Origin of the sequence: Hymenobacter daecheongensis DSM 21074, assembly GCF_900141805.1 — a bacterium.
Taxonomy (GTDB): domain Bacteria; phylum Bacteroidota; class Bacteroidia; order Cytophagales; family Hymenobacteraceae; genus Hymenobacter; species Hymenobacter daecheongensis.
This window is the reverse complement of record NZ_FQYN01000001.1, coordinates 349,745-362,957: the sequence shown is the minus strand read 5'-3', so window position 1 is coordinate 362,957 and position 13,213 is coordinate 349,745. Positions and strand designations below refer to the sequence as shown.

Annotated in this window: 10 protein-coding genes; 4 read left to right on the top strand and 6 right to left on the bottom strand. The window is 62.9% G+C overall.

What is annotated here, in order from left to right; genetic code table 11:
• Positions 1–16 precede the first annotated feature (16 nt).
• Positions 17–757: an alpha/beta fold hydrolase gene (locus tag BUB62_RS01545; protein WP_073105295.1), complete on the top strand. Its 741-nt coding sequence runs from the start codon at positions 17–19 to the stop codon at positions 755–757.
• Between the two features lie 133 nt (positions 758–890).
• On the top strand, positions 891–2,897 hold the full coding sequence (gene pulA / locus BUB62_RS01540; protein ID WP_084538734.1) for a type I pullulanase: 2,007 nt from the start codon (positions 891–893) through the stop codon (positions 2,895–2,897).
• A 100-nt stretch (positions 2,898–2,997) separates the two neighbouring features.
• Here the strand turns inward: pulA and BUB62_RS01535 are convergent, their stop codons facing one another.
• On the bottom strand, positions 2,998–5,382 hold the full coding sequence (locus tag BUB62_RS01535; protein WP_073105292.1) for a patatin-like phospholipase family protein: 2,385 nt from the start codon (positions 5,380–5,382) through the stop codon (positions 2,998–3,000).
• A 215-nt stretch (positions 5,383–5,597) separates the two neighbouring features.
• Complete coding sequence (locus BUB62_RS01530) at positions 5,598–5,969, bottom strand: DMT family protein (RefSeq protein ID WP_073105289.1); 372 nt, start codon at positions 5,967–5,969, stop codon at positions 5,598–5,600.
• A gap of 138 nt (positions 5,970–6,107) precedes the next feature.
• Between BUB62_RS01530 and BUB62_RS01525 the strand changes: the two genes are divergently transcribed.
• Positions 6,108–7,049: an ion channel gene (locus BUB62_RS01525; RefSeq protein ID WP_073105286.1), complete on the top strand. Its 942-nt coding sequence runs from the start codon at positions 6,108–6,110 to the stop codon at positions 7,047–7,049.
• 195 nt (positions 7,050–7,244) lie between these two features.
• Here the strand turns inward: BUB62_RS01525 and BUB62_RS01520 are convergent, their stop codons facing one another.
• From BUB62_RS01520 to ruvX, 3 genes are all read right to left on the bottom strand, one after another.
• Complete coding sequence (locus BUB62_RS01520; protein WP_073105283.1) at positions 7,245–8,222, bottom strand: zinc dependent phospholipase C family protein; 978 nt, start codon at positions 8,220–8,222, stop codon at positions 7,245–7,247.
• A gap of 274 nt (positions 8,223–8,496) precedes the next feature.
• Positions 8,497–9,114 carry a peptide deformylase gene (gene def, locus BUB62_RS01515; protein ID WP_073105280.1) on the bottom strand — a complete coding sequence of 206 codons (618 nt, stop codon included), beginning with the start codon at positions 9,112–9,114 and terminating at the stop codon, positions 8,497–8,499.
• Positions 9,111–9,521, bottom strand: coding sequence for a Holliday junction resolvase RuvX (ruvX, locus tag BUB62_RS01510; protein WP_073105278.1), 411 nt, complete (start codon positions 9,519–9,521; stop codon positions 9,111–9,113). The genes def and ruvX overlap by 4 nt, the downstream gene beginning before the upstream one ends.
• A 421-nt stretch (positions 9,522–9,942) precedes the next feature.
• Here ruvX and BUB62_RS01505 point away from each other — a divergent pair, with 421 nt between their 5' ends.
• The gene (locus BUB62_RS01505; RefSeq protein ID WP_073105275.1) at positions 9,943–11,640 is read left to right on the top strand and encodes a S41 family peptidase; all 1,698 of its coding nucleotides are present in this window, start codon (positions 9,943–9,945) and stop codon (positions 11,638–11,640) included.
• Positions 11,641–12,037: 397 nt separating this feature from the next.
• Here BUB62_RS01505 and BUB62_RS01500 read toward each other — a convergent pair whose 3' ends face one another.
• Positions 12,038–13,060 carry a transglutaminase-like domain-containing protein gene (locus BUB62_RS01500; RefSeq protein ID WP_234988506.1) on the bottom strand — a complete coding sequence of 341 codons (1,023 nt, stop codon included), beginning with the start codon at positions 13,058–13,060 and terminating at the stop codon, positions 12,038–12,040.
• Positions 13,061–13,213: the final 153 nt, after the last annotated feature.

The window sequence follows — 13,213 nt, the reverse complement described above, 5'->3', positions numbered from 1 at the left end:
CTACTTTTCTTCCGCCATGCCCGCCCCCGCGCCGCTCACCTTTGTTTGTCTGCACTACTGGGCCGGCTCCGGTCGCGAATGGCAGGCCATTGCCGACCTGCTGGCCCCTGAGTACCAAGTGCTGGCCCCCGACCTCAGCGGCTTCGGCGCGGCCCCGCCGCCGACCGCCGACTACAGCGTGGCTGCCTACGCCGACCAGATTATCGGTTTAGTGCAGGAGCACAAGCTGACGCGCTACGTGCTGGTGGGCCATAGCATGGGCGGCAAAATAGCGCTGGCAGTGGCCGCCCGCCGCCCCGCCGGCCTGCTTGGCCTGGTGCTGCTGAACCCCTCGCCGCCCAGCCCCGAGCCCATGACCGATGCCGACCGCCACGCCAGCCTGCGGGCCTGGGGCAAGCCCGCCGAGGCCGAGAAAACTTTCCGCCGGATACTGACGCGCCCGGTGCCCGCCGCCGCCCACGCCCAGGTGGTAGCCGACAACCTGCGCGCCACCAAAGCCGCCTGGGAAGCCTGGATGCTGCACGGCAGCCGCGAAGACATCACCGCCCGCCTGGGCAGCCTGCCGATACCCTGCCTCATCATCGCCGGCGGCTCCGACCCCATCATGTCGCCCTCCGTGCATGGCCTCGAAACGCTGCCTCACCTCCCCGAAGGCACGCCGCTGGAAATAATTCCTGGCGCGGGCCACCTGCTCCCCTACGAAGCCCCCACCGAAGTAGCCGAGCTGCTGCGGGCTTTTGGTGAGATGGTGAGATAGTGATTTAGTGACTTAGCGATTTAGCGAGTTTGATGTTCGATTTGCGCCAACTGCGCCACTTGCGCAAATCGAACATCAAACTCACTAAATCACTAAGTCACTAAATCACCACTTTCCTCTCACCTTTGCTGGTATGAGGATTCCTTCTTTGCTGGGCTTGCTGAGTTTGATTGTGCTGGGGGCGGCCCGGCCGGAGCGGGCTGCGAAGCTGCCGGATTTTACCGCGTATCCTACCTACGCCGGCTCCGATCTGGGGCTGACGTTTGTGCGGGGGCAGGCGCGGCTGCGGGTGTGGGCTCCTACGGCCGAAGCTCTGCGGCTGAAGCTCTATGCCAGCGGCACGGGCGGCGAGCCGGTGGCGTCGTATGCCATGCAGAAATCGACGGGCGGCACATGGGTGTATAAGATGCCCGTGCCGCTGCCGTGCCGCTTCTACGTGGTGCAGGCCACCATTGGGGGCCAGCCGATGGCAGAGGTGCCCGACCCGTATGTGCGGGCGGTGGGCCTCAACGGCCTGCGCGGGGCCCTGCTCGACCCCGCCACGGCCATCCCCGCCGGCTGGCCCGACGACCAGCGCCCCCGCTTGAAACACGCTACCGATATCGTAATCGGCGAGGCGCACGTGCGCGACCTGACCCAGCACCCGCAGTCGGGCGTGCGGCGTAAGGGGCGGTTTTTGGGCGTGGCCGAAACCGGCACCAAAGGGCCGGAAGGTGTAAGTACGGGCCTGCAGCACTTGCTGGAGCTGGGCATCACGCACCTGCACCTGCTGCCCACCAACGACTTCGCCTCGATAGATGAAAGCCAGCCCGCCGCCAACCGCTACAACTGGGGCTACGACCCGCTGCACTACTCCGTGCCCGAGGGCTCCTACGCCACTGATGCCGCCGACCCCGCCAGCCGCATCCGCGAGCTGAAGCAGCTGGTGCAAACCCTGCACCGCCACGACCTGCGCCTGGTGCTCGATGTGGTGTACAACCACACCGCCAACGCCGCCCGCAGCTCCTTCGACCAGCTGGTGCCCGGCTACTACTACCGCCAGAATGCCGACGGCCGGTATTCCGATGCCACCGCCTGCGGCAACGAAATAGCCTCCGAGCGGCCCATGGTGCGCAAGCTCATCGTGGAATCGGTGGCGTACTGGGCGCGGGAGTACCACGTCGATGGCTTCCGCTTCGACCTGATGGGCGTGCTCGACATCCGCACCATGCGGGCCGTGCGCGTGGCCCTGGACGAGGTGGATCATAGCATCTTCGTGTATGGCGAAGGCTGGACGGCCGGCCCCAGCCCGCTGCCCGAGGCCGAGCGGGCCGTGAAGGTCAACGTGCTGAAGCTGAACCGTGTGGCGGCCTTCGGCGACGAACTGCGCGACGGCGTGAAGGGCCACTATGCCCGCCAGAACGAGCCCGGCTTTGCCAGCGGCCGGCCCGGCCTGGAAGAAAGCGTGAAGTTTGGCATCGTGGCCGCCACCCAGCATCCGCAGCTCGACTATGGCAAGGTGAACTACTCGAAAGCGCCCTGGGCCAACGAGCCCGGCCAGGCCATCAACTACGTGGCCTGCCACGACGACCGGGTGCTGTGGGACAAGCTCACGGTGGCCAACCCCGGCGCGACCGAAGCCGAGCTTATCCGGATGGATCTGCTCAGCAACACCATCGTTTTCACTTCCCAGGGCGTGCCGTTCCTGCCCGTCGGCGACGAATTTCTGCGCACCAAAGGCGGCTCGCACAACTCCTACAACCTGCCCGACAGCGTGAACCAGCTCGACTGGGCCCGCAAAGCGCGCTACCGCCCCATCTTCGAGTTCTACCGCCGGCTCATTGCGTTGCGGCGGACGCATCCGGCCTTCCGCCTGCCCACCCGCGAGCTGGTGCAGCAGCATCTGGTATTTCTGCCCGCTATGCCGCCCAACACCATTGGCTACGAGCTACAGAACCACGCCGGCGGCGACCCTTGGGGCACCATCACGGTTCTCTTCAACGGCAACCGCACGCCCACCCAAGTAGCCGTGCCCGCCGGCACCTACACCGTAGTCCTGCGCGGAGCTGAGCTAAACCAAAAAGGCCTGGAAAAGCTAACCATCACCGCCAACCAACCCCTAACCCTGCCCGCCTCCACCGCCCTCATATTAGTGAAATAGTGAGATGGTGAGATAGTGAGTTTGATGTTCGATTTGCGCAATCCGCGCATTTGGCGCAAGCCGAACATCAAACTCACTATCTCACCATCTCACCATCTCACTACTCCAGAGACCGGTCGCGGAACAGCACGTAGCCGATGTGGGCGAATACGCCGAACTGGTAGTTGGGGTCGTCGTAGCGGATGAACTGCAGGGCGGCGGGGCCGACGGGGGTCTGGTACACGAAGCCCGTCATGGCCGTGAGGTAGGGGCGGCTGACGACGGTCCCGCGCCGGGCCAGTAGCGCATTGCCCGGCTCCCGCTCGAAGGGCCGCACCAGCGCGTGCACGTAGGCCTCGGTACGCCATTCCAGCGAGCCGGCAATGGCCTTCACGTAGCGCAGGCCGGTGGCGGCGTAGGCCGTGCCCCGGTAGCGGTCCAGAAACAGGGTGCGCGAGTCGGGGAGGGGCAAGAAGGCGGGGGCCATGGTGAGCGAGGCGCGGTAGGTGGCAAAGCGGCCCTGCGTGGTGGCCACTATTTCGGCCATGTAGCCCCAGGCGTGCACCCGGCTGCCCACCGAATCGGACTTGTTGAAGGTGAAGTACTGCTCGTTAAAAAGGTGCAGCTTCAGAAACTGGTGGTTGCGGTTGCGGCCCGGCAGCTCGCCGGCCGTCGAGCCGGGCTCGTAGGCTTCGCGGGCCGCCACGCCGCGCAGGCTCATATCGGCCCGCCGCCCGCTCACGGCATACTGGCGCAGGTTCAGGGAGTTGCGCTCGAAGTGGAACGCGGCCGTGAGGCCATCCAGGCGGTCCTGGTCGAGCAGGGCGTTGGAGCTTATTTCGTCGGTGTTGGCGTACCGGTCGCGGTTGGTGAACACGCCGCCGCTGAGCGTGTAGCGGCTGCGGAAGTTGGGGCTGAAGCCGATTTTCAGCTCCGCCTTCACGTCGCGCTGCTGCAGCTGCGTGTTCTGGGCCGCCGTGCCCAGCAGCCCGCCCGTATCCTGGTAGTTGAAGTTGTTGAAGGTGACCGTGGGCTCGAAATACAGCGGAATGCGGCCCGGCACGCTCACCCGAAACGAGCCGCGCGTGCCATTGTAGAAGCGCCCCACGGTCACGTCGCCGCGGATGGTGTAGAGGTAGCGGTTGAGGTAGCGGTAGGCCAGGCCCAGGTAGAAGTTGCTCATGGAGCGCGTGGACAGCAGCACGCCCAGGTCGGTGGTCAGGTTGCTGTTTTGGCGGGCATCAATGCCCAGCACGTAGCCTTTCTGCTGCTGGTCGTAGCGGATGCGCGGGTACACGTTGTTGAAGAAGTCGTTGTTTACCAGGCGGTAGTAGCCTTCCTCAATGTCGCCGGGCGAGTAGCTGGTGCCGGTTTTGCGGAAGAAGCGCCGCACGAATTCCTGCTGCTCGCGCGGCAGGCCCTGCACCGTTATCTGCTTGAACTCGGGCTTGGGGGCCAGCTCCTGAAACGCCCGGCGGCGCTGCTGCAGCGCCAGCGTGTCTTCGCGGCGCTGAATGCGGCTCAGCGTCAGTTCCATCTTGCGCTCGGCGGCCTGCTCGCCCAGCTGCACCAGCTGCTTCACCTTGTTGAAGTCGGCGGCCGTGATGCCGTCCAGGTCGGGCTGAATGAAGATGCCGTTTCGGCCTACCGAGGCCGTGTCGGCGACATTCGAGCCCAGAAACAGCAGCGTGCTGGTCAGCAGCGCGTCGTCTTTCTCCTTGGGGTATTTGCTAAAGGCCACGTCGCCCACGTTCACACCGATGATGATGTCGGGCTTGAACTCCTGGCGCATCACACCGGTAGGGAAGTTATCGACCACGGCCCCGTCGAAGAGGTAGCGGCCATCCTGCCCGCGAATGGGCCGGAAGGCCAGCGGAAACGACATGGAGTTGCGCACCGCATCGGAGAGGGAGCCGCCGCGCTGCACCACTTTTTCGCGCGTAAACACCTCGGAAGCCACGCTGCGATAGGGCACCATCAGCTTGTTGAAGTCGTAGCCCGAGATGGCACCGGCTGGGGCCAGCATCGTGGAAAGCACGTAGTTCAGCGTCACGTCGTTCACCAGCGGGGCCGACACGCGGGTTTTCAGCGTCGAGTCGATGGCCAGGCGCAGGTGCAGGGCCGCCGGCGTGGGCTCGGCCTCGTAATAGTTATACACCTTGTCTTCGGGCGGGCGGCCCGAAACCCAGTTCTGAAACTCGGGCTTGAGCACGATTTCCTCAATCTCGCGGGGCGAGTATCCGGCCGCATATAGGGCTCCCACAATGGCCCCCATGCTGGTGCCCACGATGTAGTCGATAGGAATTCGGTTTTTTTCCAGCTGCTTGAGCACGCCCACGTGGGCCAGCCCTTTGGCCCCGCCGCCGCTGAGCACCAGACCCACTTTCTGGGCCGAAACCGGGGAAATGATAAAAGTTGAAATCAGGACAAGAAAAAGCCGGTAGTACGTTTTGCGCATGAGTTGAACGGTGAAGGCCCCGGATGAGGCAGCGGCTTTCCTACGCATTCAGTTGAAGCGAGTTGCCCGGCACTTTTTCAGCCTGATAGCGGGCAAGAGCCGCGTAGCGGCGGCAGGTTTGTAGCCCATCTGAGGGATTGCACGAAAAAGCCGCGTAGCGGTGGCAGAAACGCCAGAACGGCTCTATCACCACTGCGCCGCTCTCCGCTTCTTTCCACGTCAAGGCTCCAAACCTGTCGCCGCCACGCGGCTTTTTGGGCCCCTCACCACTTCCTGAAAATGACGTACACGGCCGCCACCAGCAGCCCGAACCCGACCAGATGGTTCCAGCGCAGCGTGTCGGTTTTGAACACATACACGGCGCACAGCGTGAAGACCGTGAGCGAAATGACTTCCTGGATGACTTTGAGCTGAAACAGGCTGAACGGGCCGCCGTTTTCCGCGAAGCCGATGCGGTTGGCGGGCACCTGAAACACATACTCGAAAAAGGCCAGCCCCCAGCTGAGCAGAATGACGCCCACCAGCCCCAGCCCGTGCAGCCACGAAATGCGGCGGAACTGCAGGTGCCCGTACCAGGCAAACGTCATAAAGAGGTTGGAGATAGTGAGCAGTAGAATGGTCGTCAGGCTTTTCATAAATGGAGCGCAAAGTACAACGCCGCCGGCACTGGCTCGGGTCCGGCAGCTTGTCCCGGTCGGCGGCGGCCCGAGTCGTTCGGGTGGCTTAGGCGGCCCGCTTTGGGCCGGGCCGAAAGTCAGTACCTTCGGCAAGTTATGGCTGCTTTTTCCCGCTCCGCTCCCGTCGCCCCGCCCAGCACCGCCGATCCGGGCATTGGCGTCAACTTTGGCCGGCCCACGCGCCGCGCCATCAACCACGACGGCTCCTTTAACGTGCGCCGCCGCAGTAGCCAGAGCCACGTGCATGACCTGTACCAGGAGCTGATTACGATGGGCTGGCGGCGGTTTATGCTGCTGCTGCTGGGCACGCTCACGCTGGTCAATATGCTCTTTGCCGGCGGCTACCTGCTGCTAGGCCTGGAGCACCTGAACGGCACGGCCGCCCAAACGCACATTCCGCCGTTTCTGCAGGCGTTTTTCTTCAGCGTCCAGACGTTCACCACCGTCGGCTACGGCGGTATCTCACCCAACAGCATCGGCACCGGCCTGCTGGCCAGCCTGGAGGCTATGACGGGCCTGCTGATGGCCGCGCTGGCCACCGGCCTGCTCTACGGGCGCTTTTCACGACCCAGGGCGGGCATCCTGTTTAGCCGCACCGCCCTCATGTCGCGCCGGGCCAATGGCACGCCCAACCTGCAGTTTCGCATTGCCAACCGCCACCGCAGCACCCTGGTGGAGCTGCGGGCCCGCGTGCTGCTGCAGTTCACCGATGCCCACGGCAACCGCACCTACCACGACCTCAAGCTGGAGCGCGACTCGGTCTATTTCTTCCCCCTGAACTGGACCGTCGTCCACGACATCACCGAAGAAAGCCCGCTCCACAACCTCACCGCCGAAGACTTAGCCGCCCGCGACGCCGAAATCCTGATCCTGCTCAAAGGCTACGACGACACCTTCGCCCAGGACGTGCACGCCCGCAACTCCTACCGCCACGAAGAGCTGGAATGGAACCGCCGCTACATCCGCGCCTACGACATTCAGCCGGACGGCATGGTGGTGCTGGACCTGGACAAGCTGCACGAAACGGAGGGAATTTGATTTTTTGATGTGCTGATGTGCTGTCATTGCGAGCAACGCGAAGCAATCCGTCCTGGACAATGAGCTAAGCTTTATAAACAAAAAAGCCCTGACGCAACCACACGTCAGGGCTTTCTGGTGAAAAGGAGCTTTCAACATTTCAGAGGACGGATTGCTTCGTTCCTCGCAATGACACTGCTTTCGCCCTACAAAAACTCAGTCCTCATGCCCCGGCACCGCCGCCTGCGGCGGCGCGTTGCGCAGCTCCACGGCTTCGCGGGCCAGGCGCTTTTTCTCGCTTTCCGAAGCTGTTTTGGGCAGCTTATCCAGGTCGGGCTGGCCAGCATCTACCCAGCAGGTGTACCAGTAGGAGGCTACCAGGTGCACGGCGAGGCGCAGCTGGCGCTCCACCTGCCCGTTCAGGCGCTGGTGATACTCGTTGGTGAAGTCGCGGGAGTACACGCGCACGGTGGCGTTGCCGCGCTCCTCGAAGCCGTATTTGCGGTCCTCAGAGAACTTGCCGGTCAACTCCTTCTCGAAGCGCAGCACCGAATCGACGGCGGCGTGGGAGCGACCCACCACCTGCCAGATGGTTTCGGTGGGCTGGTCGAGGTACGTAGCCTGTCCCACGAAGAAGTCGTAGTTGGCGCTGAGCACCTCGGGCAGGCGGCTTTCCCAGAAGCCATGAATGCCGCGCTGCCCCGAAAGCTGCCCGTTGTAGTTGCGCGTGGTGTGCAGCGGCACGCAGGCATCGGCAATGTAGTGGCCCATATCTGCCGAGAGGCGCAGAATGTTGTCGGCATCGCGCGTTTTGAAGGCCTCGGTGAGCTGGTATTTCATGCGCGCTACGTGCCAGGGCACGATGCCGTGGCGCTTCAGCGAGTCTTCGCCGTAGCGGGCCACGGCATCGGTCCAGCTGTGGGGCAGGCGGGCCAGGGCCGAGTCGCCGTAGGCATCCACGTCCAGGAAGTGGCGCGGGGCCTCATCGGGCACCACCGAGCGGCGCGAGTCGGGCCGGGTGGCGTTTTCGGTCAGATAGTCAATGTTGGCCTTGTAAAACCCGATCATCGCGGGCGGCAGCGTAAGCACCCCGAGGCGGTTGATGAGGCGGTGCCCGAAAAACCCCCAGGCCTGGGGCTGGCTGGGCAGCAGCAGCAAAGCGCAAAGCAGGCTCAGTAGTACAGATTTCTTCACAGACAGGTAGTTTATAGCTGCCGAATGTAAAGAAAAAGAGTTTGGGTTGGGCAAGGGCTATAAGCAAGTCGCCTGTCATCCTTCATCTGTCATCCTGAGTAGAGCGAAGGACCTTCCTCTTCGGCTACTACAATATGCCTTTCAACGCACAAAGCCCTTTACCACGCGAACGGTGAAGGGCTTTGCTCATTTAAAAAGGCTTTGTGCTAACGAAGAGGAAGGTCCTTCGCTTTGCTCAGGATGACAGACGGGTTGCGTTCTGCTACGTTCTGAATTACCGCCGACCCTGGCCGGCGAAGCGCATCCGGTAGTCGGCATTCACGTCGCCCTTGCTGATGCGGGTGAGCTTGCCTTTGATGAGCTGCTTCTTAAAGCCCGAAATCAGGTCCGTGAACAGCACGCCCTCCAGGTGGTCGTACTCGTGCTGAATCACGCGGGCCGTCATGCCGGAAAAGGTTTCCTCGCGGGCCACGCGGTTTTCGTCTTCGTAGCGAATCACGATGGTTTCGTGGCGGTACACCATTTCGCGCACGCCCGGAATGCTCAGGCAGCCTTCTTCAAAGCCCCATTCCTCGCCGGTTTCGCTCACCATCACCGGGTTGATGAAGGCTCGCTTCACGGGTGCTTCCGTGGGGTCGGCCTCGCCTGCCTCCACGTTCTCGGCTGCTTCGTCCTCGTCGTTCTCATCAAGCATGGGCGTGGAGTCAATCACGAACAGGCGGACGCTTTTCCCAATCTGGGGCGCGGCCAGCCCGACGCCGTGGGCATGGTACATGGTGTCGTACATGTCGCCTATTAGCTGTTTCAGCTCGGCGGCGGGCATGGTGGCCGGAATGTCTTTGGCGCGGGTTTTCAGCACCGGGTCGCCAAAGGCAACAATGGGGTAAATCATCGGGATTCGAGAAAGGATTGTAGAATAAGGGTGGCGCTCACCCGGTCGATGGTGGCCTTGTCGCGGCGGTCTTTTTTGGAGAGGCCGCCGCTCAGCATCGCGGCCTGGGCCATGCGCGAAGTGTAGCGCTCGTCAATCTCGTGCAGCGGCAGCTCGGGCAGCTCCCGGCGCAGCGTCCGGATCAGGCCCACTACGGCGCTGGTCACGTTCGTGTCTTCGTTGAGCAGCGTGCGCGGCATGCCCACCACCAGCGCCGCCAGCGGCTCGCGCTGGTGATACGCCTTCACGTAGGCCAGAAGCTCCTGGCTATGAATGGTTTCCAGAGGTGTGGCAATGAGCTGCAGCGGGTCCGTCACGGCCAGCCCCACGCGCTTGGTGCCGTAATCGATGGCAAGAATTCGGCCCATCGGTGAAGAGAAAGGGAGATAAGGACAACCGCACAGTCCGCGCTGAAGTTAGCAGCCGGGTTCGCAAAGATACGACTGTCAGACAAAGGTAAGTTTCCGGCTACCAGACTCGGTCATGGTTCAACGGGTGAAAGCCTTGGCCAAACGGCTGGGTACCGGCATTGAGCGAATCAACTGGTCCTTCGTAAAGTCATAAAACTACCTTTGGTTTATAGTTGGTTGAATCACCCGTCGGGAAGCTGTTTTTTCGGATGAATAAGGGTTTTATTGCGCTTAATAAATAATGAATTGCACTGTTATTGGAAAATTGCTATGCTGCCATGTAGCACCTGGGTTTCTTAGAAAAGTTTCAATATTTTTGAAGGATAACCCCCGGCAAGCATTCGAATTATCGACCAAACTTGTACACTCTCAACTGCTTATGACCGACGAGTCGACTGTTGCTCCGGTGCCCCGCCCTGCGGCGGAGCCCGCTGCGGCCCCGCGCAACACGCGGGCCCAGATTCGCCAGCCGTTGTTGCTGGCGCTGGTGCTGGCCTGCGGCATTCTGGTGGGAGCCAACCCGTTTCGCGCCTCCGAGCAAAACCCCGACGGCACGGCCCGGGGCTACCTCAAGTTCAAGGAAATCCTGAGCTACGTGGACCGCGACTACGTGGACTCGGTGGATGCTGAGGCGCTGTCGGACTACGCCATTACCCGGATGCTGGAGCGCCTCGATCCGCACTCCGTGTTCATTCCGGCCCGGCAGCAGCAGCAGGCTTCGGCCTTCCTGCAGAGCGACTTCGATGGGGTAGGCGTGGAGTTCAACCTGTTTCATGATACCGTGACGGTGGTTTCGCCCCTGAGCGGCGGCCCCGCCGAACTGGCCGGCCTGCAGCCCGGCGACCGGATCCTGGCCGTAGATGGCGTGGCCGTGTCGGGCGTGCGCATCAGCACCGAGCAGATGTTTGGCAAGCTGCGCGGCCCGCGCGGCAGCAGCGTGCAGCTGCTGGTGCAGCGCCGCCACCAGTCGAAGCCGATGACGGTAGCGGTGAACCGCAACCGCATTCCGAACAGCTCGGTAGACGTGGCCTACATGCTCGACAACGAAACCGGCTACATCAAGGTGAGTCGCTTTGCCAGCGGCACCTACGACGAGTTCAAGCAGGCCCTCGGCGACCTGCGTCGGCAGGGCCTCACCCGCCTCGTACTCGATTTGCGCGGCAACCCCGGCGGCTACCTCGACCGCGCCACCAAGCTGGCCGATGAGTTTATCAGCGGCACCAAGAAGCTGGTGTACACGGAAGGCAAAGGCGACCAGTACGACACGCAAACCTACTCACGCACGCTGGGCGAGTTTGAAGATGGCCCGCTGGTGGTGCTGGTGGATGAAGGCAGCGCCTCGGCCTCGGAAGTGGTGGCCGGCGCTTTGCAAGACCACGACCGCGCCCTGGTAGTGGGCCGCCGCACCTTTGGCAAAGGCTTGGTGCAGCAGCCTATTGCTCTCAATGATGGCTCGGAGCTGCGCCTCACCATTGCCCGCTACTACACGCCTTCGGGCCGCAGCATTCAGAAGTCGTACCGGAGCGGGGCCGAGGCGTATGAGAAGGAGCTGACGCGCCGCATGCAGCACGGCGAGTATTTCCACGCCGACAGCATCCACTTCGCCGACTCGCTGCGCTACCGCACCGACCGGGGCCGCACCGTGTACGGCGGCGGCGGCATCATGCCCGATCTGTTTGTGCCCCGCGATACGTCGGCGTACTCAGCCTACTACACCCGCCTGCAGAGCCACAACCTGATCCGCGAGTTTGCCTTGAACTTCTTCCAGGACCACCGCGACGAGCTGGAAGCCATGCGCTTCGAGCAGTTCAACACCAGCTTCCGCATCTCCGACACTCAGCTGCAGGCCCTCACCGTGAAGGCCAACCACGACGGCATTCCGAACGATGTAGCCGGCCTGCGCCGCTGCACGGCCCTGTTGCGCAACCAGCTCAAGGCTCACATTGCTCGTAGCGCCTACGGCAAAACCGCCTACTACCAGGTGCTGCGCGAGCAGGACCACGAGCTGCAGCAAGCCTTCCACGCCGTGACGGATGGTAATGGTTCGTTGATGCAGGGCATCACGCTGAAGCAGTAACGGTTTGCACCCGCGAACAGCAGAACAGCCGCACCAGTTTTGTAATACCGGGCAGCACGCAAAGGAGCAGAACAGCCGCAGAGCGGCGACAGGTTTGTAGAATAAAAACGAGTAAAAGAAAAAAGCCGCGTAGCGATGACAGAAATGCCCGAACGGTTCTGTCACCGCTACGCGGCTTGTTTGCTCTTTCTGCTAACTCACTGCTACAAACCTGTCGCCGCTCTGCGGCTGGTCTGCTACCAGGGGCTACTGGCTAAGTTTTGCCACAAACCAGCCCCAGCGGGGCGGCACCTTCGCCGGGACGATTGGTGTCGCCCCGCTGGGGCTTTTGAGATTTAAGGAGGGCAGAATATCTACCGACATGCCGCCCCGCTGGGGCTAATTGTAGCACATTATTCTACTTTCCCGTAGCCGGCAGGTCTTTGTAAGTGAACTGCTTGTCGATGCCAGTGAAAGGCTGGCCGTCGGCCTCGGCGTAGGGGTAGATGAAATAGTTGAGCGCGGCGCCCTGCTGCTGCGGGGTCAGGGTCAGGTCGCGGCCGCGGGAAAATTCGAGGCGGTTTTCGTCGTGGGCTCCGAAGAAGTAGGCGCGCCGGGCAGGGGCTTTGGCCGCTTCGGAGGCATCGACGGGCACCCAGCCGGTTTGCTTCGTGAAAAACTCGGCCCAGCAGTGGTAGCCTTTCACCTCGCCGCTGCCCCGCTCGGGCGGCAGCGGGAAGCCGATGCTGAAGCGGGCCGGAATCCCCAGGGCGCGGCAGTAGCCAATGAACACGGCGTGAAAATCGGTACAGTTGCCCTGGCGGGCATCGCAGGCGTAGTAGATGTCGCCGCGGCCCCAGCCCTGGCCGCTCTTGTCGTATTTCACGGTGCTCACGACGTGGTTGTATATAGCCTGGGCTTTTTCGAGCTCGGTTTGGGCGTTGGCGTTGGCTGCCACTTCCTGCGCCCACAGCCGGATTTTGGGGTCGAGCGGGCCGAGGTTGTCGGGTTGGAGCCACCGCTGCAGGTTGGGGTCGGGGGCTTCTTTGGGGGCTTTTTTGGCGGGTGCGGCACCCAGCATCGGGTTGCGGTGCTCGCGGCGCACGGCCTGCACCGCCATATGCACCGCAAAGCCGGCCGCCGGCGGGTTTTGCACCCGCAGGTGCAGCACCTTGTTTCCATACTGGCCGGTCAGGATTTCATACGGATAGGGTGCCGTAACCTGCACCGCCGCTATGTGCTGCGACTTGTCGGAGTGGGGCACGGGCAGCCAGAGGTCGAGCTGTTTGGTGCCCGCGGGCAGGTCGTGTAGGCGAGCGGTGTAGTCGAACGAAAACGTGCGGCTACGCAGCGGAGCCGGAGCCGCCGGCTTGTCGGCCGGGGCCGGGGGGCCGGCGGCGAAGGCCAGCAGCAGGGGCCAGAGGAGAGCAGGAAAGAGCACGAAAGAGGAAAAAAGTGAAGCCGCCGCGGGCAGCTAATCCGGGGGGGGGCGCAAGTTACCGCCTGTTTTTGGGGCGGGCGGCCAGCTGCTGCTTGGTGGCAAAGCGCGGGCCTGAATAGTCCGCCAGGCAGAATGCTCAGCTCCTCTTATTGG